Annotated in this window: 25 protein-coding genes; 6 read left to right on the forward strand and 19 right to left on the reverse strand. The window is 59.0% G+C overall.

What is annotated here, in order from left to right; translation table 11 throughout:
• Positions 1–83 precede the first annotated feature (83 nt).
• The 15 genes from AC2FF7_RS08280 to AC2FF7_RS08350 all read right to left on the reverse strand — a co-directional run bounded on the left by AC2FF7_RS08280 (position 84) and on the right by AC2FF7_RS08350 (position 16518).
• A complete protein-coding gene (locus AC2FF7_RS08280) occupies positions 84–1721 on the reverse strand; it encodes an ABC transporter ATP-binding protein (protein WP_496851274.1) in 1638 nt (545 codons plus the stop codon).
• Positions 1718–2533 carry an ABC transporter permease gene (locus AC2FF7_RS08285; RefSeq protein WP_170352427.1) on the reverse strand — a complete coding sequence of 272 codons (816 nt, stop codon included), beginning with the start codon at positions 2531–2533 and terminating at the stop codon, positions 1718–1720. The genes AC2FF7_RS08280 and AC2FF7_RS08285 overlap by 4 nt, the downstream gene beginning before the upstream one ends.
• Positions 2530–3486 carry an ABC transporter permease gene (locus AC2FF7_RS08290; protein ID WP_170352428.1) on the reverse strand — a complete coding sequence of 319 codons (957 nt, stop codon included), beginning with the start codon at positions 3484–3486 and terminating at the stop codon, positions 2530–2532. Before AC2FF7_RS08290 ends, AC2FF7_RS08285 begins: the two co-directional genes overlap by 4 nt.
• A gap of 16 nt (positions 3487–3502) precedes the next feature.
• On the reverse strand, positions 3503–5089 hold the full coding sequence (locus AC2FF7_RS08295; protein WP_496905487.1) for an ABC transporter substrate-binding protein: 1587 nt from the start codon (positions 5087–5089) through the stop codon (positions 3503–3505).
• 125 nt (positions 5090–5214) lie between these two features.
• A complete protein-coding gene (locus AC2FF7_RS08300) occupies positions 5215–7206 on the reverse strand; it encodes a CocE/NonD family hydrolase (protein ID WP_480867759.1) in 1992 nt (663 codons plus the stop codon).
• 51 nt (positions 7207–7257) lie between these two features.
• Positions 7258–8361 (reverse strand): DUF4147 domain-containing protein, encoded by a 1104-nt coding sequence (locus tag AC2FF7_RS08305; protein ID WP_480867757.1) that lies wholly within the window; start codon positions 8359–8361, stop codon positions 7258–7260.
• Entirely contained in the window at positions 8361–8798 is a 438-nt protein-coding gene (dtd, locus tag AC2FF7_RS08310) for a D-aminoacyl-tRNA deacylase (RefSeq protein WP_480867756.1), read from the reverse strand. The genes AC2FF7_RS08305 and dtd overlap by 1 nt, the downstream gene beginning before the upstream one ends.
• A 15-nt stretch (positions 8799–8813) precedes the next feature.
• Positions 8814–9482 (reverse strand): nitroreductase, encoded by a 669-nt coding sequence (locus AC2FF7_RS08315; protein ID WP_480867754.1) that lies wholly within the window; start codon positions 9480–9482, stop codon positions 8814–8816.
• An 89-nt stretch (positions 9483–9571) separates the two neighbouring features.
• The gene (locus AC2FF7_RS08320; RefSeq protein WP_480867752.1) at positions 9572–10660 is read right to left on the reverse strand and encodes a TFIIB-type zinc finger domain-containing protein; all 1089 of its coding nucleotides are present in this window, start codon (positions 10658–10660) and stop codon (positions 9572–9574) included.
• Positions 10657–11199 carry a hypothetical protein gene (locus AC2FF7_RS08325; RefSeq protein WP_480867750.1) on the reverse strand — a complete coding sequence of 181 codons (543 nt, stop codon included), beginning with the start codon at positions 11197–11199 and terminating at the stop codon, positions 10657–10659. The genes AC2FF7_RS08320 and AC2FF7_RS08325 overlap by 4 nt, the downstream gene beginning before the upstream one ends.
• Before the next feature lie 3 nt (positions 11200–11202).
• On the reverse strand, positions 11203–12351 hold the full coding sequence (locus AC2FF7_RS08330) for an SPFH domain-containing protein (protein WP_496905488.1): 1149 nt from the start codon (positions 12349–12351) through the stop codon (positions 11203–11205).
• Positions 12352–12373: 22 nt separating this feature from the next.
• Complete coding sequence (locus tag AC2FF7_RS08335; RefSeq protein ID WP_480867746.1) at positions 12374–13330, reverse strand: DUF2927 domain-containing protein; 957 nt, start codon at positions 13328–13330, stop codon at positions 12374–12376.
• 4 nt (positions 13331–13334) lie between these two features.
• The gene (locus AC2FF7_RS08340; protein WP_480867745.1) at positions 13335–14525 is read right to left on the reverse strand and encodes a toxic anion resistance protein; all 1191 of its coding nucleotides are present in this window, start codon (positions 14523–14525) and stop codon (positions 13335–13337) included.
• 30 nt (positions 14526–14555) lie between these two features.
• Entirely contained in the window at positions 14556–15470 is a 915-nt protein-coding gene (locus AC2FF7_RS08345; RefSeq protein WP_480867744.1) for a 5-bromo-4-chloroindolyl phosphate hydrolysis family protein, read from the reverse strand.
• Between the two features lie 175 nt (positions 15471–15645).
• Positions 15646–16518, reverse strand: coding sequence for a pseudouridine synthase (locus AC2FF7_RS08350; RefSeq protein WP_480867742.1), 873 nt, complete (start codon positions 16516–16518; stop codon positions 15646–15648).
• Here AC2FF7_RS08350 and AC2FF7_RS08355 point away from each other — a divergent pair.
• Positions 16517–16972 carry a nucleoside deaminase gene (locus tag AC2FF7_RS08355; protein WP_480867740.1) on the forward strand — a complete coding sequence of 152 codons (456 nt, stop codon included), beginning with the start codon at positions 16517–16519 and terminating at the stop codon, positions 16970–16972. The two genes, AC2FF7_RS08350 and AC2FF7_RS08355, sit on opposite strands and share 2 nt — an antisense overlap.
• Before the next feature lie 13 nt (positions 16973–16985).
• Here AC2FF7_RS08355 and AC2FF7_RS08360 read toward each other — a convergent pair whose 3' ends face one another.
• Together AC2FF7_RS08360 and AC2FF7_RS08365 are read right to left on the reverse strand one after the other, a co-directional pair.
• On the reverse strand, positions 16986–17963 hold the full coding sequence (locus AC2FF7_RS08360; RefSeq protein WP_480867738.1) for an adenylate/guanylate cyclase domain-containing protein: 978 nt from the start codon (positions 17961–17963) through the stop codon (positions 16986–16988).
• A gap of 7 nt (positions 17964–17970) precedes the next feature.
• Positions 17971–18663: a metal-dependent hydrolase gene (locus AC2FF7_RS08365; protein ID WP_480867736.1), complete on the reverse strand. Its 693-nt coding sequence runs from the start codon at positions 18661–18663 to the stop codon at positions 17971–17973.
• A 58-nt stretch (positions 18664–18721) separates the two neighbouring features.
• Between AC2FF7_RS08365 and AC2FF7_RS08370 the strand changes: the two genes are divergently transcribed.
• Entirely contained in the window at positions 18722–19372 is a 651-nt protein-coding gene (locus AC2FF7_RS08370; RefSeq protein WP_480867735.1) for a ceramidase domain-containing protein, read from the forward strand.
• On the opposite strand, the gene AC2FF7_RS08375 is transcribed toward AC2FF7_RS08370, so the two are convergent.
• Positions 19369–19932, reverse strand: coding sequence for a DUF4202 domain-containing protein (locus tag AC2FF7_RS08375; RefSeq protein ID WP_170352445.1), 564 nt, complete (start codon positions 19930–19932; stop codon positions 19369–19371). The genes AC2FF7_RS08370 and AC2FF7_RS08375 overlap by 4 nt on opposite strands.
• 125 nt (positions 19933–20057) lie before the next feature.
• Entirely contained in the window at positions 20058–20216 is a 159-nt protein-coding gene (locus AC2FF7_RS08380) for a hypothetical protein (protein ID WP_480867733.1), read from the reverse strand.
• A gap of 225 nt (positions 20217–20441) precedes the next feature.
• Between AC2FF7_RS08380 and gatC the strand changes: the two genes are divergently transcribed.
• The 4 genes from gatC to AC2FF7_RS08400 are packed head-to-tail and all read left to right on the forward strand — an operon-like array spanning position 20442 to position 23618.
• Positions 20442–20729, forward strand: a complete 288-nt coding sequence (gene gatC / locus AC2FF7_RS08385; RefSeq protein ID WP_170325838.1) for an Asp-tRNA(Asn)/Glu-tRNA(Gln) amidotransferase subunit GatC — start codon at positions 20442–20444, stop codon at positions 20727–20729.
• Positions 20730–20732: 3 nt separating this feature from the next.
• Positions 20733–22220 carry an Asp-tRNA(Asn)/Glu-tRNA(Gln) amidotransferase subunit GatA gene (gene gatA, locus AC2FF7_RS08390; protein ID WP_480867731.1) on the forward strand — a complete coding sequence of 496 codons (1488 nt, stop codon included), beginning with the start codon at positions 20733–20735 and terminating at the stop codon, positions 22218–22220.
• Between the two features lie 35 nt (positions 22221–22255).
• On the forward strand, positions 22256–22966 hold the full coding sequence (locus AC2FF7_RS08395) for a hypothetical protein (protein WP_170352448.1): 711 nt from the start codon (positions 22256–22258) through the stop codon (positions 22964–22966).
• Complete coding sequence (locus tag AC2FF7_RS08400; RefSeq protein ID WP_480867729.1) at positions 22917–23618, forward strand: N-acetylmuramoyl-L-alanine amidase; 702 nt, start codon at positions 22917–22919, stop codon at positions 23616–23618. The genes AC2FF7_RS08395 and AC2FF7_RS08400 overlap by 50 nt, the downstream gene beginning before the upstream one ends.
• Positions 23619–23742: the final 124 nt, after the last annotated feature.

Below are 23742 nucleotides of genomic sequence, written 5' to 3' on the forward strand. Positions count from 1 at the left end.
GCAGCTTGTTCCCGCCCCAAATAGCAAAATCCCGACACCTGTTTGTGACAAGCGTCGGGATTTTATGATTGTTTTGCGTGGGATCAGTTCCCGGCGCTCTCCATCTTGCGGTGCGCGACAACCTCTTCCAGCCAACCCAAATGCATCTCGGGCACCGAGCTTAGCAGAAGGTCGGTATAGTCGTCGAACGGCGGGCTCAGAACCTGCGATTTCGGGCCGTAGCGGACCACACGGCCCTGATACATCACCGCAATACTGTCGCTGATCGCGCGGACCGTCGCCAGATCGTGAGTGATGAACAAATAGGCCACATCCTCAATCTTCTGCAGGTCCAGAAGCAGCTTCAGGATGCCGTCTGCCACCAGCGGGTCCAGCGCCGAAGTGACCTCATCGCAGATGATCATCTTGGGCTTGGCGGCCAAAGAGCGCGCAATACAGACACGCTGTTTCTGTCCGCCGGACAGCTCTGCCGGGTAGCGGTCAATGAACTTTTCGCCCAGCTCGATCTCGTCCAGCAGTTCCACAATCCGCTTGCGTTTTTCAGCGCCGCGCATGTTGAAGTAGAACTCCAGCGGGCGTCCGATGATGGTGCCCACGGTTTGACGAGGGTTCATCGCAACATCGGCCATCTGGTAGATCATCTGCAATTCACGCAGGTCCTCGCGGGTGCGGCCCTTGAGGTCGGGCGACAGCTTGCGCCCGGCAAACGTGATCTCACCATCGCGCGGCGGCAGCAGGCCGGTGATCACCCGCGCCAGCGTGGACTTGCCCGAACCCGATTCACCCACAACCGCCAGCGTCTGCCCTGGATGAAGCTCGACATTGACGTTGTGCAGCACATCGAAATTCAGCCCCTTGTAACGCGCGGTGATGCCGTCGACGCTGAGCACCGGTTCAGGTGTGGGCTGCTTTTCCTCGTGTTCGATCGAACGCACCGAGACAAGGGCCTTGGTGTACTCTTCCTGTGGGTTGTTGATGATCTGGTCGGTGGTGCCGTATTCGACCGTATTGCCCATGCGCAGAACCATGATGTCATCACTGACCTGCGCAACGACCGCCAGATCATGCGTGATATACAGCGCGGCAACGCCGGTATCTGCAATAGCCTCTTTGATGGCCATCAGAACGTCGATCTGCGTGGTCACGTCCAGTGCCGTAGTGGGTTCGTCGAACACCACCAGATCAGGCTCGGGGCATAGCGCCAGCGCCGTCATGCAGCGCTGTAGCTGACCGCCCGAGACCTGGTGCGGATAGCGCTCGCCGATATTGTCGGGGTCGGGCAGACCCAGCTTGGCGAACAGTTCGCGCGCGCGGGCCTCGGCCTCTTTGCGGCTGAATTTTTTCTGTTCAACCGCAGCCTCGACCACCTGATCCATGATCTTTTTGGCGGGGTTAAAGGACGCCGCAGCGGACTGAGACACATACGTCACCTCACCCCCGCGCAGCTTGCGGATATCGCCATAGGACGTCTTCAGGATATCACGCCCGTTGACCCAGACCTCGCCTCCGGTGATCTGAACTCCGCCCCGACCATAGGCCATCGAGGCCAGGCCGATGGTGGACTTGCCAGCCCCGGATTCACCGATCAGCCCCAGCACCTTGCCGCGTTCAAGGTCAAAGCTGACCCCGTGCACGATTTCGATGTCATGGGGCTTTTCGCCCGGCGGATAGACGGTCGCGCCGATCTTGAGGTCGCGGACCTTGAGAAGGGTATCACTCATCCCCGGCCTCCTTTCAGCGATGTGGTTCGGTTCAGGACCCAGTCAGCCACGAGGTTGACCGAGATTGCCAGCGTCGCGATAGCCACAGCGGGATAAAGCGCCGCGCCGATGCCGTAGACGATGCCGTCCTTGTTTTCTTTCACGATCCCGCCCCAATCGGCCAGTGGCGGCTGAACGCCCAGCCCCAGGAACGACAGTGTCGAGACGAAGAGAACCGCAAAGATGAAACGCAAGCCCAGTTCCGCCACCAGCGGCGACAGAGCGTTAGGTAGGATTTCGCGGAAGATGATCCACGATTGCCCCTCACCGCGCAGCTTGGCGGCCTCGACATAGTCCATTACGGCGATATCTACCGCGACTGCGCGAGCCAAGCGATAGACGCGGGTGGAATCCAACAGACCCATGACGATGATCAGAACCGGAATGGTCACTGGCACCATTGCCAGCACCACCAGCGCGCTGATGAGCGTCGGGATCGACATGATCAGGTCAACTGTTCGGGACATGACCTGATCGGCCCATCCCCCCAGAACAGCGGCCAAAAATCCAAGGATCGAACCGGTCACAAAGCTGAGGATCGTCGCAGCCGTCGCGATAAAGATCGTTGTGCGTCCGCCATAGATCATACGGCTGAGAAGGTCGCGCCCGATATTGTCGGTCCCAAGCCAGAACTGCGAACTTGACGGTTCCCAGACATCGCCCACGACCTCGGCCATACCGTATGGGGCCAGCACAGGAGCCAGCAGAGCAATCAGAAAGTAGAGGGCTGTAAAGGCCAGCCCGATCATTGCAGAGATAGGGATGTTCTTCATTTCGGATGCCTCAGCCTTGGGTTGGCCAGAATGGCAACGATATCTGCAACCATGTTTAGTCCGATATAGATCGCGGCAAAGATCACGCCGCAGGCCAGAACCACGGGAACATCTCGCTTGGTTACGTGGTCCACAAGGTACTGCCCCATGCCGGGATAGACGAACACCACCTCAACCACGACAACGCCGACGACCAGATAAGCCAGGTTCAGCATCACCACATTGACGATAGGTGCGACTGCATTGGGCAGCGCGTGGCGGTAGATGATTTTAAAGTTGGTCAGACCCTTCAGTTCAGCCGTTTCGACATAGGCCGACTGCATCACGTTCAGAATAGCGGCGCGCGTCATACGCATCATATGCGCCAAGACAACCATGGTCAGCACCATGACGGGCAGTGCGATCGAGTTCAGCTTTTGCCCAAGTGACATGCTGTCATTGATCATTGCCAGCGGCGAGAACATGCCCAGTTTTACGGCAACGAAATAGACCAGCACATAGCCGATCAGGAATTCCGGGATCGAGATTGTGGTCAGCGTGACAGCCGAAATCAGCTTGTCCGGCCACCGGTTGCGGTAGCGTACTGCCAGCAGGCCCAGAAAAATGGCCAGTGGAACCGAAACCAGCGCGGCCCAGAACGCCAGGAACAGAGTGTTGTTCAGACGGCCGCCAACAGATTCGGCGATGTCCAGCTTGTTTGTCAGGGACTGGCCCAGATCGCCTTGCACAATGCCACCCAGCCATTCGAAATAGCGGGTCAGGGCAGGGCGGTTCAGACCCATTTCTTCGCGTAGGTTAGCCAGAGCTTCAGGGGTTGCGGACTGCCCCAGGACGGCTTGCGCGGCGTCTCCGGGAAGGGCTTCGGTCAGGCCAAAAATCAGGGCCGAAGCGCCGAGCAGCAATAGGAGTCCCAGCGCCAGGCGCTGGGAAACCAGTTTCAGAATAGGATGCATTCGTCCGTGATCCGTATCAGGCGAACCACATCTTACGAGACATCTGGCCGTTCATCAGCTCTTGGGTCGGGTCGGTCTCCCAACCTTCCAGCTGGTTGCTGACGCCTTCGACAAAGTCGTTGAACATCGGGCAGATCAGGCCGCCTTCGTCGCGGACCATCTGGCCCATCTGGCTGTAGATGTTCTTGCGCTTGTCATTGTCCAGCTCGGCACGGGCCTGGAACAACATTTCGTCAAAGCTGGCAACCTTGAACCGCGTGTCGTTCCAGTCAGCGGTCGACAGATACGCGGTCGCGTACATCTGATCCTGAACCGGACGGCCACCCCAATACGAGGCGCAGAAGGGCTGAACGTTCCAGACTTCGGACCAGTAGCCATCGTTGGGCTCACGCTTGATTTCCAGCGGGATACCGGCCTGAGCGGCGGTTTGCTGGAACAGAGCGGCGGCATCCACGGCGCCCGGGAATGCACCATCTGCGACCCGCAGGATGATGGGTGATCCGTCATGGCCGGACTTCTTATAGTGCTCGGCGGCTTTTTCGATGCTGAATTCACGCTGTGGGATCGAGCCGTCGAACAGAGGATATGCCGCGTTGATCGGCATGTCGTTCCCGATCGAGCCATAACCACGAAGAACCTTGTCGACCAGTTCCTGACGGTTGATCGCATATTTCAGTGCCAGACGCAGTTCGTTGCTGTCGAACGGTGCGGTGTCGCAATGCATGATGAACACATAGTGTCCACGACCAGCTGTTGAATGCACTGTCAGGTTGGGTGCGCGGCCCAGCAGGTCTGCCACTTTGGGCTCGACCCGGTTGATCGCGTGAACCTGGCCCGACTGCAATGCGGCTGTACGGGCGGTTGCGTCGTTGATTACAACCACTTCGACGCTGTCGAAGTTGCCAAAATCACTGTTCCAGTGGTTGGCAAATTTCTTGAACACATGGCGTACGCCGGGCTCGTCGACCTCCAGTTGATAGGGGCCGGTGCCGATACCGGCACCGGGGTTGTCCATGCCGCCGTCTGGCTGGATGATCAGGTGGTAGTCGGCCAGCAAATAGGGAAGGTCGGCATTCGCTTCGGTCAGTGTGACCTGGAAATACTCGCCATCGGCCTTCATGGACTCGATGCCCTTCATGATGCCCAGAGCACCGGACTTGGAGTCTTCGTTCGAATGGCGCTCCATGGTTTTCAGCACGTCTTCGCTGGTCATGGTCTTGCCGTTGTGGAATTCCACGCCTTGGCGCAATTTGAAAGTCCAAACCTTAGCGTCCGCGCTGCCTTCAACGCTTTCGGCGACGCGGGGTTCGATCGAGCCATCGGGCGCGACCTCGACCAGCGTGTCACCGAACTGCTTGCCGTTCGCGAACGGAACCGAGCTGGCATAGGTTGCCGGGTCAAGCGAGTTGGTGGATTCGCCGCCCTGAAGGCCCAGCTTAAGATCGCCGCCCTTTTTTGGTCCCGCTGCGCGAGCTGCATCTGCAAACATGGTGCTGGCCATCGCTGCCGAAACACCCAATGCCGCCGCTTTTCCCATAAATTCGCGGCGGGTCAGTTTCCCGACTGTGACCTGTTTGGCCATGTGAGTGAGTTGTTCGTTCATCCAAAGATCTCCCAGTTGATTGGATTCCAGCCCTTGCGCGGGCTTTTTATTGACGCATGAGTCAAAGTTGGCTGATTTTTGCCCACCGGGCAAGTTTTATTGTCATACATTTGCATCGCACTGAGTCACATCTGCTCGCGCGGGATCGAATCCTCCGTTTCCTTTGAAAAAACCTCTGTCCCGTCCTCATAGGCGGTCAGTTTGGCTTTCAGGTAAAAGGTGTTGATATCCGACCACATTTCACAAGTGGTCACGGTGCGCAGGTGAATGTCATCCCGGCGCATTTCCTGTGTCCAAACACATTGACCGCGCGCTGAAAGTGGATCTTCGGGGTGAATAGACCATTTTTCAGTGGCCGTGCCCCCGTGTGTCAGACCGTGGTGTTTATCTGTGATCAACCCAAAATCATCTTCGATGATCAAGTGCGTTTCGCCCGTGTTCATGTCTGTTTCTACACGGCGTTTGTTGCTGTCTGCACGCAGAGTGTCGACATCGCGAGGGGTTTCAGAATCGGCGGGTTCGAACACCCATTCGTCCCCGGATGACGGGCGGAGAGGGATATCGATCTCACCTTTGGTCATATGAAGCTCGGTCGCCTCGGGCGAGGGCCAGATCAGCGGCCAGTAAGCGCTTGAGATTGCGACACGCAAATGGTGCCCTTTGGGAACGCGGTACGCGATATGGTCGAGGTCTAATTCTATCTCGAAGGGTACGTTGGGTGTCAGGGCAGACGGGGTCGCGTGGCTGTCTCGGTGTGACAGATTAAGGACCCCATAGGTGATACGCGTCGACGCACCGTCGGGGTGCACGTGGTTCAGACGCACGGCAATCTGTGCTTGTGGTTTGTCAGCGCTGACGCGAAGCCGTAGTCGAGGTGCGCCAACGATATCCAAATCATCGGACAGTACTGCGCCGTCGAAACAAGCAGACAACGCGTCGTCCCCCCGCTGATCACCGGGCATGTCCGGGCCGAGCCAGATGGCGCAATACTCGCCGCCTTCCATCCCGCAGGTGTGCGGCGACCGGATGCGAGCGTCCAACGCGCCTGACGTGCCCAACCCGTCCTCGGTCAGCGCCAACGTCTGAACAGGCAAGTGCGAGGTCGCGCCCTTTTCTTCAGCGATCCAGCGGCCGGGACGTTCGGTGTACCACCGTTGCGGGCGAACGCCGTCCATAAGATAGGCACGGTAATCCGGGTCCTGGTCCACTCCGGTATTTCGGCCTTTTAACCAGTGGTCCCACCAGCGCAGCGCCTCTTGCAGGAACCCAATCCGGGGCTCGGGGATCGCGAAATGCGGGTACTTGTGCACCCATGGTCCCACGATCCCTTTGGCTGGGGCGTCAAGTTGTTCGACCAGCAGAGGAACAGTGTTTTTATAGGCGTCACCCCATCCTCCGACGGCAAGGGTTGCGGCCCGGATAGCACCGAAATCCTCGCAGACCGAGCCGTGCTGCCAATAGGCATCCCGAGTCTGATGCCGCAGCCAGACCGACGGCAGGAATGGTTCATTTTCAAGTCGATCCAGCCATAGTTCGCGCCAGTTCGGGCGCAGTGCCGGATCAGGAGCGCGTGACGAATACGACCACATTGTTGCCCCCCAGCCGAGGTTTTCGTTCAGCAGGCAACCACCCTTGTAGTGGATGTCGTCGGCATAGCGGTCTGCGGTTGAGCAGAGGGTGATGATCGCCTTTAGGGCCTCGGGCTGCATTGCAGCGACCTGCAACGAATTGAAACCGCCCCAGCTGATCCCCATCATCCCAACTTGACCCGTGCACCAGGGTTGGTCGGCCAGCCACCGGATCGTCGAGACGGCGTCGTCCAGCTCTTGCTGGGTGTATTCGTCCTCCATCAGCCCTTCGCTGTCGCCATTTCCGCGCATATCGACCCGGATGCAGGCGTAACCGCGCTTAGCGAACCAAGGATGTGTCAGGGCATCGCGCGTCGCGGTGCCGTCGCGTTTGCGGTAGGGCAGGAACTCCAGAATGGCAGGGACAGGATCGTCCTGCGCATCCACCGGTCGCCAAACGCGGGCAGACAGGCGGCACCCATCTGGCATGTGAATACCGATATCTGGCAGGTCTTCGATCTCGCGCAGCGCATTGGAGGGATGAGTCATCGGATCAGTCTCGTGGTCTTGTGCGTTTCGGGTGAGATAAAAATCGTCAATTCAAGAGCGAATTGCGACAAGCAGATCCATCACGTTTGTTCCGGTGGGGCCAGTCACCAACAAAGCATCTGCACGCTCAAGGTAACTGCCGCTGTCGGCATTCTGAAGCGCTTGCTCTGCGCCGTCTGCCCAAGTGGTTCCATCGACAATACCGCCTGCCGCCTGCGTCGGACCGTCGGTGCCGTCAGTGCCGCCTACGACCACCGTCAGCCCTTCGACGCCAGCGATTTCCTTGGCCAATGCCAGCGCCAGCGCCTGATTGCGCCCGCCGCGTCCCGGATCGTCCGGCAGAACAACCGTCGGTTCGCCTCCAAAGATCATAACTCCCTTTGGCATGTCGCGCAGGCGAGGGCCGAGGGTCGCTGCCACGGCAAGAAAATCGTCGTGCAAAGCTTCTTCATCGGCAAATACCGCTGCGCCTTCGATCTCGGCCTGTCGGACAGCGGCCGCGCGGGCGTGGGCGTTTGAGGCCACAATCTGTGCCGATGCTTCGAAATCACGGGTATCGGGTAGCGCTCCAATCCCCGAGCCGATGACACTCAGATCATCCCCAGGCACATCCGAGATCGCCAGAACCGTTGCTTTGCGCCCTTTGAAATGGGACAGCAATCCGGCCCCCTTGATCCGGGATATCTTGCGACGTTCGACATTCATCGCAGTGATATCAAGCCCTTGGGACAAAAGCCGTTTGTTCAATCGCTCAAGATCATCCAGCGTCTGGCCCGGTACCAGATCTTCCGCCAGCGATGATGCGCCGCCTGACACGAGCAGTAGCAGGTGCGACGAAGCTCCCATTCCTTCCACGGTTTGTCGCAGCGCACGCCCACCGTCCAGACTGCGCGCGTCAGGAACAGGATGAGACGCCTCGATCACCGTTACATGATCAGGCAGGCCCCGTCCGTGATCGTCCTTGGTGACGACAAGGGTTGGCACCGGGCCGAAATGCTCAAGCGCGGCGAGGGCCATTGCCGCTGCAGGTTTTCCCACTGCCAGAATTTGGTCGGGCGCTGGGATATCACCAAGGGCTGTCTGCGTTGCGGCGTGGCCGCCAACGGCATCCACGCCTGCTTGCCAGATGCGTATTGCCTTTTGCGTTTGATTCATCAGTTCTCCACCCAGATTGTGACCGGCCCGTCATTTACCAGTTCCACGGCCATATCCGCACCGAATTGCCCGGTTTCGACAGGTATGCCTTGCGCGTCCAGAAAGCGCGCGAATTCTTCGTACAGGTGCTCGCCAATCTCAGGCGGGGCAGCTTCTGAGAAACCGGGCCGGTTTCCCCGTGTCGTATCTGCCGCCAGCGTGAACTGGCTGATCACAAGCGCCGAGCCCCCGATATCCAGAACCGACCGATTCATCTTGCCGGCGTCGTCCTTGAAAATTCGCAGTTTTGCGATTTTGGTCGCCAACTGCTCTGCTTTAACCAAGTCATCGCCCTGCATGGCACAAACCAGAATCATCAGGCCGGGACCGGTCCGCCCAACGACAACACCATCTACGCTGACCTTGGCTTTGGAAACTCTTTGTAAAACGGCCCGCAAGTGCTGCTCCTTTAGTTAATCGGCCCAGGTGATAAATTCACTTGGTGCAGCGCGTGTTGTACGAAATCCATTTGCCGGATGCTCTGAATCCGCATAGCCGAAGGAAATTGCGCAAAGGATCAGCCGGTCGTCAGGGATGTTGAAAAACCGGTGCAGGAATGGGCCGTAGCTGGCCACGGCTGCCTGCGGGATGGTCGCCACGCCCAAAGCCTGCGCTGCCAGCGTAAAGGCGGTGACAAAACCGCCGCAATCCATTGCACCATATGAGCCCAGCTCGGCCGGGCTGGACACAATCGCGCAATGAGGCGCACCGAAAAGGGTAAAGTTTTGCATCATCTGTTTTGCGGAGGCGGATCGGTCTCCGCGTTCAACGCCCACCGCTTCGTATAAGGCCCAGCCACATTCGCGGCGACGGTCCTTGTAAACGCCAGAATATGACGTCGGAAAGGGCAGATCAGGCGCAGGCGCGCCAGTGGTCGCCTCTTCTTGTAGCGCTTTTCGGAAGGTGTCGGTTTGGGCACCGCTGGTAACGACAACGTCCCATGGCTGTGCGTTGCACCAACTTGGCACACGTGCCGCGCTTGTCAGTATTTGCTCGATCTGGTCTTTTGGAATCGGATCAGGGCGAAAAGCGCGACAGGAATGGCGCTCGTCCAGCAATTTGTTCAATTTGGATAGCGTCACACTGGCCTCTCCCCTCGGCGTTGACGACGCGCAGGATGGCGTCTGACCAAAGGATGTTCAAGCAGTTATCCGGCTGGTACTGTGTCTGTCTATTGCTGACCGGTCGCGATCAGATAGCCAACCCCCGCGGCAACCAGCAAACCAAGCGCAACGGCGATGGTGATCTTGATTGCAGACCATGGGCGTTCGCCCTGTACCCGTCCCGTGCGGCCATTCACCACGAACCGATAGGTCTGGCCGCGATACTTGTAGGCCGCCATCCAGACGGGCAACAGGATGTGTTTGAAGGTGACATTCCGCACATCGGTATCAATCGCGTGTATGCGCTGACGGTCGCCGCCAATATCAAAGCGCACGTCCCGCTCGATCACGCGGGCCATATGGCCGCGCGCCTCGGTATAACCTTCCTTCAGCTCGACCGAGTACGCCTCGGCCCGGAACCCGGCCAGATATTCGGGCTGATAGGGTTCCAGCGCAGGCAGATCCCAAGGCTCCAGCGCGTCGGTATAGGTTTTGGGTAGGGACCGAGAGGCCAGCACCAGCACATCGTCAAAGAATCGCGCCACCCGCCCGGATTTGGGCGACCATCGCACTTTGGGAACCTGCTGTTGCACCCGCTGGCCATCGCGCATGACAGTGCGGGTTTCGTAATAGACCGTGCCGCGCTCACCTCGGTAGCTGGACTGGGTGTCGGCATCAAAGGTCCAGTAGGGCACATAGATACCCTGCATTTTCCGGCCCTTGCGGGCATAGTCCTTGAGCCCGTTAGGCGCAAACCACAGCCGGCCCAGCCAATCGCCCATCGCCTTATGCGCAACCCGCTCATCCAGCGCAAAAGGCAGCACGCCGCGCGGCTTGATGTGCCGGTTGACTCCGGTATCCGTCACCACGGGCGTGGCGCAGAATGGGCATTCGGCGGCATGGGTGGCTGGGTCGAATTCGACCTGGGCCGCACAATTGGGACAAGAAAGAACGCGCGTTTCCTCGATCTCGGTATCGGGCAGCCGGTCGGCGATGGCGGTGTCGAAATCCAGCTCTTTCAGGCTGGCCCCGCCCCACGGACCTGCGCCGATGGGTTCCGAATGGCCGCAATGGTCGCAGGTCAAAGTGCCATCGCCCGGGTTGAAACGGTAATCCGCGCCGCATTGGTCACAGGGGAAACGGTGTTCTTCGGTCATAGCTTGGCCTCTGTGGTCGTGGCGCTGCTCCCGGGGCCAATTATCAAACGAACAACCATGGCCGAGAGGATGCAGATTGCGACGAAATTCAGAGAGTTCTTTGCAAATACCCACCAACCATAGTCGGTGTAGACACCGTTGATCGAGATGGTGTCAGTCCCGCCGCCATAGCTGGATGTGCTTTTAGGATCCTGCGACATTAGCCAGCTTCTGAAGAACCTGAAGGTCAGTCGAATGGCGATGAGGTTTACCGCAATCCCTGCGCCCCAAATGGCCGCACGTACATAATTGATCCGGCGGCGCATCATGAAGCGCAGAAAGGGTTTGACCAATAGCCAGCAAATAAAAAACGATATTGGCAGGCCAAACAACGCGTACCAAAACACAAGGAACACAGAGTCCACGTCCAGAGCTTCACGGCTCAGGCTGGCAAACAGCGGTACGCCGATAACGCCCACCCAGCCCAACAGCGCAGAGAGTTTCACCGCACATCCCAGATCGCGCCGAGAATACGGAGACTCCGCCTTGACGTCGGCCACCGATTACGCCCCCGGCGGCGGTGGCGGCAGGATGGTGAACAGCTGTGCCAGTTCCTGCACCTCGCCCGCCTTTTTCCAGCCGTCCTGACCGGCGGTCCAGACATGGGTGTCACGGGTTAGCTCTCCGTCAGTGGCCATTCGGCCCATCTTGGCCTTGGAAAACGGCCCGCTGGTCTGCCCGTCGACGGCGATATGCCAAACATGCTCAACCGGAGGCGGGGGCGGCGGTGCCGCATGTGCAACTGTTTGCGGGGCAGCGGGGGCGGAGCTGCCCCACGGGCCGCTCGGTTGACCCGCTGCCATATTCGCCATCTGCTGCGCCATCGCCATTCCCATGCCCATACCAAGACCGGCCCCCATGCCACCGCCCTGACCGGGGTTGTTGGCGGCTGCGGTCATCGCCTCGGCTGCAGAATACTCGGTGAACTTGCCCAAATCACCGGCCAGACCCATGGATGTGCGCTTATCCAGCGCCGCCTCGACCGCCGGCGGCAATGAGATGTTTTCGATGTAAAACTCAGGCATCTCCAACCCGTACCCATCCAGCACGGGCGAGACCTCAGCCGCGATCAGTTTGCCCAGATCGGCGGTGTTGGCCGCCATGTCCAGAACCGGAATGCCCGATCCCGCAATCACGCGGCTGAATTCCTGCACGATGATGTTGCGGATCTGAAAGCTGATCTCATCCATGGTGAATTCGCAATCGGTGCCGACGATCTCGACCAGAAACTTCGCGGCATCCTTCACCCGCACCGTATAGGTGCCAAAGGCCCGAATGCGGGTTGGCCCAAATTCGGGATCGCGCAGCATGATCGGGTTCTTGGTGCCCCATTTCAGATCGTTGAACCGGGTCGTGTTGACGAAATAGACCTCGGATTTGAACGGAGACTGAAAACCGTGATCCCAATGCTGCAGGGTCGTCAGGATCGGCATGTTGTTGGTTTCAAGCATATAAAGGCCCGGCGTGAATACATCCGCCAGTTGCCCTTCATGCACAAAAACGGCGGCCTGACCTTCGCGCACGGTCAGCTTGGCACCGTATTTGATCGCATGGCCTTCACGCTCGAACCGCCAGACCATTGTGTCACGGGTGTCGTCGACCCAATGAATGACGTCGATGAATTCTCCGGTCAGAAAATCGAAAATACCCATTGGGGCCTCCTTATCCTTGGGCCTATAGCGGCTGGCCCATCAATTCACGTGCCAGTATCCGCACCACGGGGCGGGCATCCTGTGCCGTCACGCCCGGTTGCAGGCGCGGATCGTAAAGCATTGAAAGCAGTTTCTCGTCATGGCTGGTCAGCAGAGCAAACTCGTCATCGTCGTTAAAGATCGAAGGCCGTGCGGCCGGACTGTCGTTGGACAGGCCAAGACCCTGCGCCATTTCTTCATGGATGCAACTGCGGCGCAGCAAGTCCGGCAATTCCGTTCGGATGAGTACCACGGCCCGCACGAACTGGTTCGGCGCCCGGTTAGTGGGGGACGCAATTACAAAGCAATCAATATTGGCCCGAGGGTTTGCGACCAGTTCAAGGACCGGTTGGCTGATCCCCGGCGCGAGCTCCTTGAGGCGTGACACCACGTATGCGCTGTCGTCTTTGCCTGCAAAAAAGACATGAAAATTCGGTTTTCTTGTGACGACAGAAATCGGGTGGCTGGTAAGTCTCGCTAACCTTTCGGTGTAGGCGTTGACCTGAGCGGTATCCTGTTCGCGCAACTTTGGTTCCACGGTGGGCGCAAACTCAATTTGGACACGAACCGGGGTGGTCCAGCGGCTGAGTTGCCCCTCGGTGCTGTACGTCGTCGCGGTGACGGCGTGGTCGGGATATTCGTTGTAAAACGCAATCACGTCGAAATTGCGCTCAAGGTCGCTGGCGTCGTAGGGCGTATCTGGCCCCCCGCCATCTGTGCGCAGCAGGCCGCGCGTGACCAGATCGCGTTCGACCCGCTGGTAAAACCGTGCAAGATCCTGACTGGCGGCCGAGGGCGCGACATAGGCGTTGGGCGCGGGCGTTGCCGGCGCAGGGCGGGGTTCAGGCACTGCAGACGCGGTCAGGGTTTCGTCGCAACTGGCTAAGGCCCAAAGCGCAACGCACCCCAATGCATATCTGAGTGTCCTTAGTCCTGCCACCGTATCAGCCCGGAACAGCGGTGCCGGAATTGTCGCCGATGCCGTCCTTGCGGGCCTTGGCGGAGGCCAGCGTGTCGCGCAGCTCGGCCTCCATCTTCTGCAGCTCTTCTTCGGCGGCGGCACGTTTGGCTTTGCCCTCATCGGCAATAGCAAGGCTTTCATTTATCGTTCCGATCAGATCAGCATTGGCCTGTTTTACAGCTTCGATGTCGAACACGCCGCGCTCCATCTCTTCGCGGATCATCTTGTTCGACTGCCGCAGATTGGCCGCGTTCGAGGTCAGCAACTCATTTGTCAGGTCGTTGGCCTCACGCACGGCCGAGGCAGCCTCGGCACTGCGCTGGATAGTAACCGCCTGCGCCAGTTGGGTTTCCCACAGCGGTACGGTGTTCACCAATGTCGAATTGATCTTGGTCACCAGCGACTTGTCGTTTTCCTGTACCAAGCGGATTGAGGGCAGTGACTGCATCGTCACCTGTCGGGTCAGTTTCAGGTCATGCACGCGGCGTTCCAAATCATCTCGTGCGGCGCGCAGGTCGCGCAATTCCTGCGCTTTCATAACCTGATCATCTTCGGGGGCGGCCTGAACGGCGGCCTCTTTTTCGGGGATATCGTGGCTGTCCAGTTCGGTCAGCTTTTCCTCACCCGCTGCGATATACAGCGCCAGCTCGTCGTAAAAACCCAGCGTCTTTTCATAGAGCATATCCAGCGATTTGATGTCTTTCAGCAGCGTATGCTCATGCGCCAACAAATCGTCAGTAATGCGGTCTATCTGGCCCTGTACTTGTTCGTATTGCGCGGTGAACTTGGCAAATGGCGCCGCGCGGCCCATTAGTTTTTCCCACCAGCTTCGTTCGCGCCTTACGTCCAGCTCGCTGACCGAGAAACCGCGAATGGTGGTCACGATGTTGCGCAGGCTGTCTCCGGCTGGTCCAACATCCTTGTTGCGTACGTCGGCCAACATGGCTTGGCTTATTTCCTGCAGTTCGGCTTGCGCTGAAGACCCGAACGCGACGATCGAGTTGGTGTTGCCCATATCGATCTCGTCCATCCGCTTGCGAATTTCGGCACTGACAGGCTCGTCGGCATCCTCCAGCGAGATGACCTCGGCGGTGGGGTCGGGAAGGGCAACTGCAGTAACTTCCTGCACCATCGTCTCGGCTTCGACCGCCTTATTCTTGATTTCGTCGGACATGGGGAAATCCTCTCTTGCAATAGTGGCCGGTCAGTCCAACCGGACGCCTTCGCGCTGCAACCGTTCGCGCAACACGTCAATTTCAACCGTCAGATCACTGCGGTCATCCAATAGCATCTTGCGGGTTCGAGCCGCGAAATTCTGCTCCAAATCGTCTAGCAATTCCGAGTAACCGGCAAGGGCTTGTGCGTCCCGCGTGCGGGCATAGACATCCGAGAATTTGACGGTCGCATCACGTGCACCTTGCAGATAGACGGTCAGGTATTTGCGCGCCCCCGCGAGATCGCGCGGGTCCTCTTCGACCGTACGAAATAATTCGCGCGCAGTGTCCTGAAATCGTTCAACGCGAGCCTCGATCTGTCGGTCGCCTGCGCGTTTGATTGCATCCGTCATCTCGGCCAGATGGGTCTCGGCATCTTCGATCACGCGGGCCACGCGGTCCTGTTGAAAGGTATCGATGCCCTCCATTCCCTTGTCTTTCATCGGATCCAGTCCGAAAGACACGGAATGCAGCGCCGCGGCTGCTAGGCCAAACAGAACAGGCGCGATGATGCCGGCGTCTGACGCCGCTGCTGCGTCCAGAAATTCCACTCTGTAAGACGCCAACGCCGTACCAAGCCCCGTGAGAACACTGGCAAAGATCTTGCGCGGAATAGCGGGCCGTCGCGCCGTTCGACGGGCGTTATAAGCCGCTTCGGCGCGCAGACCCTCGCGCAGAAGAAACGCCGCGCCGGTCAGCAGCGCCGCTGCAATCAGGCCAATGGTCATGCCAAGTGCGCCATCGTTCAGCGACAGAAACACCAATGGTATGGGAGGGATGAACAGAATGTTGGTGCGGGCACCAGCAGGTTCTACCCGGACGCCGTCGAACTGACCACGCGACGGCTGTTCGGTCGGTTCGGCTTCACCGTGTGGGCTATATTTTCCGCCATAGCGTTTGGCCATGCGTCTACAAGCCCCCCAGAAGGCCGGTGCAAACGCCAAACAACAGCACCACCAGGGCCGCGTAGGCCAGTTTCTGCACTCCGGTTCCGGACATGATGCCCCCCAAAGACGATCCTCACATAAAATTTAGGGCATGAGGGGCGTGTACGCTAGGGGGAAGGTTGCCTAACCCGCGTCACTTGCGAGATTTCTTGCCGATCGGTGCCCGTTTTCTTTGCGGTCGAGCCTTGGGTTTGGCTTGCGCTTCCGGGGCCGCGTCCAAACCCAATTGGTCGCGCATCACGCGGCGACGAATTTCTTCGACCTCGCCGGGCTTCAGGCTGCCCAGTTGAAACGGCCCGTAAGACACACGCAACAGGCGGTTCACGGCGTAACCGATATCCTCCATCGCGCGGCGAATTTCGCGGTTCTTGCCTTCGCGCAAGCCGATGGTCAGCCATGCGTTCGCGCCCTGTTGACGGTCCAGCGAGACGTCCATGGGTAAAAACCGCTCGCCTTCAATAACCAGCCCTTTGCGCAAGGGGGCAAAATCCTCGTCCTTGGGGCGGCCATTCACCCGCACGCGGTATTTGCGCAGCCATCCGGTCGAGGGCAGCTCCAGTTTGCGCTTGATGCCGCCGTCATTGGTCAACAGCAGCAACCCTTCGGAATTTAGGTCCAGCCGCCCGACGCTCATGACTCGGGGCATGTCCTCGGGCAGGTTGTCGAAGATCGTCGCGCGGCCCTTTTCGTCCCGCGTCGTTGTCACCAGACCGGGGGGCTTGTGATACAACCACAAGCGCGACGGTTCCGGTTCGGACACCGGCTTGCCGTCAACAGTGATCCTGTCTTTGCCGGTGACGTTCAGGGCGGGGCTGGTGATGGGCTTGCCATTCACGGTCACACGACCAGCTTCGATCATGCGTTCGGCTTCACGGCGCGAGGCGACGCCCGCGCGGGCAAGCACTTTGGCGATCCGGTCGCCGGGAGGAGGGGTTTGTGTCATCCGCAGCCCATAGCGCATCCCGCCGCCTTGCGAAAGACAGGTTTCTGATGCAGTCAGGGGCATGGCATTCAGGTCTTACATGAATATCGCGATAGATCAGGCGCGCGCGGCTGCCGAACGCGGCGAGGTTCCCGTGGGCGCCGTCATTGTGCAGGGTGGCCGGGTGGTCGCAGCAGCGGGAAACCGAACACGAGAACTGAATGACCCGACTGCACATGCCGAGATACTCGCTTTGCGCGCAGCCTGCGCCGAGGCTGGGTCCGAGCGTCTGCTCGAGCATGACTTGTACGTCACGTTGGAGCCCTGCGCGATGTGTGCTGCGGCCTTGTCTGCTGCACGTATTCGTCGGGTGTATTATGGTGCAGCCGATCCCAAATCGGGCGGCGTGGCGCATGGCGCGCGGGTGTTTTCGCATCCACAAGCGCATCACAAGCCCGAAGTATTCGATGGTATTGCTGCGGCCGAGTGTGAAGATCTGTTGCGCCGGTTTTTTGCTGAAAAAAGAGAGCAAAAGTAACTTGGTCTTTGCTTCAATTCGCAGACCAATCCAGTTGATAGACAACTTGCTGCCCGCCGAATCCTTTCAACGAGACTGACGCAGGTGGTCTGAATACCAAGTTATCCTCTGCCCCGACCAAAAGGCGCGTTACGTCGGTGACGTGAATTTCGTTTGGCCCGCTGATATCGGTGACACGGGCTGCCTTGTTGACGACCGATCCGAAAAAATCCTCGTTCCGCTGTATGACATCTCCGGTGTGAATGCCGATCCGCAGCCCAAATGGGGCGTCGGAAGCTGCTGCCGCGTTTCGGCTCTGGATTTCGATCGCCGCCCTTAACGCGTTTTGAGGAGAGGCGAAAATCGACATGGTTCCGTCTCCAAGCGATTTGATCATCCGGCCGCGATTCGCCTCGATCATCTGCGAGGTCAGGGCAAAATGGTCCGCAATAACCTCTGCCCATCTGCGATCACCCAATCGCCGGGTGATCACCGACGAATTCGCGATGTCAGTAAACATGACCGAAGCGGTGCCTTCGGTCTGATCATGTTGAAATTCGTGACGCGCTGCGTCTATCAGGACGTTCAGCGCAGTGTGCTCGATCCCGATTTTTTTCATGTTCGAGGTGGGGTTGGACACATGCGCCTGCACGACTTTCCAGACGCCGTCCTCAAGATGCAAAACAAATGTAAACCGGTGAAATGCAGACTTTCCATTCGAGGCAAAGGTCAATGTCGCGGTGCAATGCGCCCAGCCCGCGTTGCCGCATTCAAACGCTTCCAGCGAGTGTTCATCCCACTCAAAGTCGGGGATTTCTTTCGTGTGATCGGCAAACCCTCGGCGAAAAACCTGCCCCGACCACTCCTCGTTTTCCGCTGATCCCTGATACCGCAGATGCTCAGAAGACGAGAGCATGTTGACCAAGGTCGCGCGGTCCTTGAGGCGTACGGCATCGTTCCACCGTCTGACAACGGCGATCAATTCGGGGGAAGGAACGATGCTTTGGCTCATTCGTGCGCTATAGTTTGATCGGCTGCATCACCACGGGCTCGATCACGTCTACACCGGGCAGCCTGTCGATCAGCGTTTGCGCGGATTGTTCCAGGATCGGGAATGTTTTGTAGTGGCATGGAATCACGGTTTTGAAATTGAAATACCGCTTGGCAGCGTATGCAGCCCCCTTCATATCCATGGTGAAATGCCCGCCTGCCGACAGGATGCCGATATCGGGTTTATAGTAGTCGCCCATCCAGTCCATGTCGGCCATTATGTCCGTATCCCCAGACACATATAGCATGTGCCCATCACCCGCGATCATGAACCCGACTTCGCTGCCACCGGTGCGCAAACCATCGGGCGTAGAGAAGGTCGAGCTGTGCGACGCGGGAACCATCGACACCATCACGCCGTTCAGGTTTACCGTGCCACCTTTGTTGAAGCCCACGGTTTCGATCCCTTCGGATTCGCTCCAATACCCCATCAAATCGTATTGGCCGACGACTGGAACCTTAAGGTGCTTGGCCAGTGACACAACATCCGCGACATGGTCGAAATGTGTGTGCGTCAACAGGATGTGGGTTGCCCCCTCAAGGGCTGCGTCGTGCTGGTCTTCGGGCAAAACCGGGTTTCCGGTCAGCCACGGGTCGATCAGCAACACTTGCCCTTCGGTCTCGATGCGAAAGCTGCCGTGACCCAGCCAGATGATATTCATGAAAAAACCTCCCAATCAGTCTGTTGGCTTCAACCTAGCATCGGCTATGTAAAAATTCATGGACTGGTTTCAGGAAATTGACGGGTATTGCGAACGGTTGTCGCCCGCTTATTGGGCCGAGCCGATAAATGCGGTCACGAACGCGGCCTTTCTGGTTGCCGCGTTGATTATGTGGATGCGCGTTCGGGGGCAGGGGATGCCGCTGGCCGTAGCCCTGGTGGCGATTCTGGCTGCGATCGGCGTGGGCAGCTATCTGTTCCACACACATGCACAGGTCTGGGCGGCGCTGGCGGATGTCGCGCCTATCCTGCTGTATATTCTGGTCTACATTTTCGCGATCAACCGTGATGTCTGGCAGATGCGGCCGCTTTTTGCCGCCATCGTTACGGCGTTGTTTACCCCGTATGCAGCCGCGACCATACCTGTGTTCCAACTCGTGCCGGGTCTCGGCGGGTCGGCGGCCTATGCGCCGGTCCCGTTGCTGATCCTGATCTACGCTTTCTTGTTGCGCACGCGCGTTCCGGAAACGGCCAAAGGGCTGGCCATCGGCGCGATAATCCTTATCGCCTCAATTACATTCCGAGCGCTGGATGAACCGATCTGCGGCCATCTGCCGTCGGGTACACATTTCATGTGGCACATCCTGAATGCGACCATGCTGGGCTGGATGATCGAGGTCTATCGCAGGCACATGATACGTCTGCGTTAGTTTTCGAAAGCGGCGGCAAGCTCTTTGGGTAGGTCAAATTCCGTCAATACCCGCGTGCGACCCTCGTCAGACATCTTACGGGCGGTCTTTTCGACGATGCTTTGGATTTTCTCGGCAGAGTGCTTTGCGGCGAAGGGTGCAAAATACCACTTTAGAAACACGAAACAGATCACATCTTCCAGCGCCTGAACCTCGTCGTCGCGCTTGATGCCCTGTTTGCGCAGCATTCGCTCAGCCGCTTCGATGTCGCCGGCGCCATATTCACTAAGCTCCATCAACCCGGCGACGACTTCGGCGTGATGAACCGCTTGCGCTTTGCGCCATGCCAGATAGCCCGCACGACCTTCGGGGTATTCACTGCGGGCAAGCTTCCAACGTTCCACATGCTGACCGCGCGCCGCGATTTGCAGTGGGTCCGAGGCGTTTGGGAACAGCCGGTCCAACTCGGCGGTCATGCGCTGACCGTAGAGCAGGGCGGCAGGTTGGCCATCTTCCAGATTGGGGTCTTGTGCGTTGGCCGCGTCAATCGCGTCCAGAACTGCTTGTTTGCGCGGGTTCATCTTGTGCTCCGTCGAATGGCTGACTTTGTGTCCATCCTAGCGTGTCATCAGATTAAGCGCAGCAGGCGATTGTATAAAATCCGGGTCGGGGAGAGGAGGACCCGACCCGGACGAAGGGGGTCACATCACTTACCGAGCTTCGTTTTATCTTGAGAGACAGGTTCCGAGACCGTTTCGGGGAAGGTCAGGTCGCGGGTCAGGCTGCCCATGGTCGGCCCGAATGCCTGTGCCTGCGCTGCCAGAAGGGTCGAGGTCAATACAAGGGCGGTCATGAACGTTTTCATCGTCTTACTCCGATTGTGCGTTTCCGTGAGTATGAAGTGAACAGTTCAGTTTAGTTTTTCAAGGGGCAAAGTGAACTAATCGGTTTATTTTTTGCATGACGGCTATGCTCTATTTGTAGTCGGCTTGGGTCGCCGGGGCGAAAGGCGGGTAAATCCGCCCCCTGCCGCTCTTGCGACCGGGGCGGCAGACAGGTAAACGCCACCTAACGCATATGAGGTTTTCCGATGTCGATTGACCAAAGCACCGCCGCCAAGGTGGCCAAACTGGCCCGGATCAAGGTCGAGGATGACGCGCTGCCCGCGCTGGCATCCGAATTCAACACCATCCTTGGGTTCATCGAGCAACTGAACGAAGTAGATGTTGAAGGTGTCGAGCCCATGGTTTCGGTCGAGCCGATGCGCCTGAAACGGCGCGAGGATGTGGTCACCGACGGAAACCAGCAGGACAAGGTTCTGGCCAACGCCCCTGACGCGCGCGAGGGCTTTTTCGCAGTCCCCAAAGTGGTGGAGTAAGACATGAGCGATCTGAACAAACTGGGCCTGGCCGAGGCCCGCGACGCGCTGCGCAAGGGTGATGTGACCTCGGTCGAGCTGACCGAAGCCTGCTTGAAAGCGATTGATGACGCCGACGCGCTGAACGCTTTTGTCCACAAAACGCCCGAGATCGCGCTGGAACGCGCCAAGGCTGCGGACTCACGGATCAAGGAAGGCGACGCGCCTTCCATGTGTGGTCTGCCGATCGGCATCAAGGATCTGTTCTGCACCAAGGGCGTGCCCTCTCAGGCGGCCTCGAAGATTCTGGAAGGCTTCAAGCCGGAATACGAATCCACTGTGTCTCAGCAACTGGCCGATGCCGGGGCTGTTATGCTGGGCAAGTTGAACATGGACGAATTCGCCATGGGCTCGTCCAACGAAACCTCGGTTTACGGAAACGCGGTCAGCCCATGGCGGCGCGGCAATGACGACGCGCAACTGACACCTGGCGGCTCGTCGGGAGGTTCGGCGTCTGCTGTGGCGGCTGACCTGTGTCTGGCCGCAACCGGCACCGACACTGGCGGTTCGATCCGTCAGCCCGCCGCGTTTACCGGCATTACCGGCATCAAGCCGACCTACGGCCGTTGCTCTCGCTGGGGCATTGTGGCCTTTGCGTCCTCGCTGGATCAGGCCGGTCCGATGACCAAAAACGTGCGCGATGCGGCGATCATGCTGGAAACCATGTGTGGCCATGACCCCAAGGATTCCACCAGCGCCGAATTGGCTGTGCCGAACTTTGAGGCGATGCTGACCGGCGACATCAAGGGCAAGAAAATCGGGATCCCTAAGGAATACCGTATGGACGGTATGCCGGCCGAGATCGAAAAGCTCTGGGCAGATGGCGCCGAGATGCTCAAAGCTGCTGGGGCCGAGATCGTCGATATCTCGCTGCCGCACACCAAGTACGCGCTGCCTGCCTATTACGTGATTGCCCCGGCCGAGGCGTCCTCGAATCTGGCGCGCTATGACGGCGTCCGCTATGGCCGCCGCGCCACGCTGGCGCAGGGCGATGGCATCACCGAAATGTACGAGAAAACTCGCGCTGAAGGCTTCGGTCACGAAGTTCAGCGCCGCGTGATGGTCGGCACCTATGTGCTGTCGGCGGGCTTCTACGACGCCTACTACAACCGCGCCCGCCGCGTACGTACCCTGATCAAGAAAGACTTCGAAGACGTCTTTGCCGCAGGTGTCGACGCAATCCTGACGCCCGCTACCCCGTCGGCGTCGTTCGGGCTGGGTGAGATGACCGAAGCCGATCCGGTGCAGATGTATCTGAACGACGTCTTCACCGTCACCGTGAACCTTGCGGGCCTGCCCGGTGTCTCTGTCCCGGCAGGTCTGGACGCACAGGGTCTGCCGTTGGGTCTGCAGTTGATCGGACGTCCTTGGGAAGAGGGTGATCTGCTCAACACGGCCTACGCGCTGGAAAACGCCGCCGGGTTTGTGGCCAAGCCGGGCAAATGGTGGTAGGTCTGGGCGCAGGCAAGACAACACGGAGCAGCCGGATGCGATTTACGTTTCTGATCCCCGCAATCGGGTTTGTGGCCGCCTGCAACACGGTGGCCCCGATCCAGGGGACCGACTTCAATACACCGTCTTATCAGGCCCAGCGTGAGGCCCAATTGGCTGGCCAAGGCTACACGGGCAACCCTCTGGTCGGCCCAGTGGACGTGTCAGAGCAGGCGCTTGGCGCGCCGGGTACAGCACTGCCCCCATCGGGAGACAACGCAGACCTGGCCTCTGCTACTGCGGCGGCTTTGGCTAGTACTTCTGCCTCTGGTGCACCTTTGACCGCTCCGGTTGCGACAGAGCTTCCGAGCAACAACGCCATCTCGGATGAGCAGGATTTTGGGGCTGTATCTGACCGCCGTTCCATCGAGTCAGATGCGGCACGGATCGAACAGAATCGTCAAACCTACGAGGTGGTTGCCCCAACAGCGATCCCTCAGCGGGGCACCGATGGACAGCCCAACATTGTGCAATACGCGTTAAGCACTTCAAATCCGGTTGGTACGCAGCTCTATAGTCGGGCAGGGTTCAACCTGCAGGCCAAGGCGCAAAGGAATTGCGCAAAATTCCCGTCGGCGGATCAAGCACAGATCGAGTTCCTGTCCAATGGTGGCCCGCAGCGCGACCGTAAGGGGTTGGACCCGGACGGAGACGGGTATGCCTGCGGCTGGAACCCCAGCGCGTTTCGCAGTGCCGTCAACAACTGACCTGAATCCGATCTGGCACCCTTCCCCCAATTTCGGCTCACGCAGAGACGGGTTGGGGCCGTCGCTGGTCGTTCTGCACTATACCGCAATGAACAGCGCCCAGGCGGCGTTGGATCGCCTCTGCGACCCGCAATACGAGGTGTCCGCCCACTACCTGATCGGTTGTGGCGGCACGCTCTGGCAGATGGTGCGCGAAGAAGACCGTGCTTGGCACGCCGGGGCAGGTGAGTGGCGCGGCCAAACTGACATCAACTCGCGCTCGATCGGGATCGAGCTGGACAATCGCGGCGACCACCCCTTTTCCGAGCCGCAACTGGCGACACTCGAAACCCTTCTGCTCGCGATCTTGTCGCGCTGGAAAATCCCGCCATCCGGCATGATCGGTCATTCCGACATGGCTCCGGGTCGCAAGATCGACCCCGGCCCGCGCTTTCCCTGGTCTCGGCTGGAACACCAAGCCCTTGCCGCCCAATCGGGCGCAGGCGATTGTCCACAAAACCTCACACAAGAGGCGTTCCGCGCTGCTGCCCGCGCCGCAGGCTATACTGCCCAAACCGACGACGATACGCTGCTGGCAACTGTGCGCCTGCGTCACCGTCCAAGTGCAACAGGCCCTTTGCACCCTGCCGATTTCGCCGCGCTTATCCCCTAGAACCTGATCCGTCCTTCATCTGGCCAAAAATACCTCGGGGTTGAATTGGCCGCAGGCCAAGAAGGGGCTGGCCCCTTCTACCAACCAATCCACCCTTGACGCCGCCTGGCCCAAAGCCTACCCA

The sequence above is a fragment of the Ruegeria sp. YTSC325 genome (assembly GCF_059609525.1).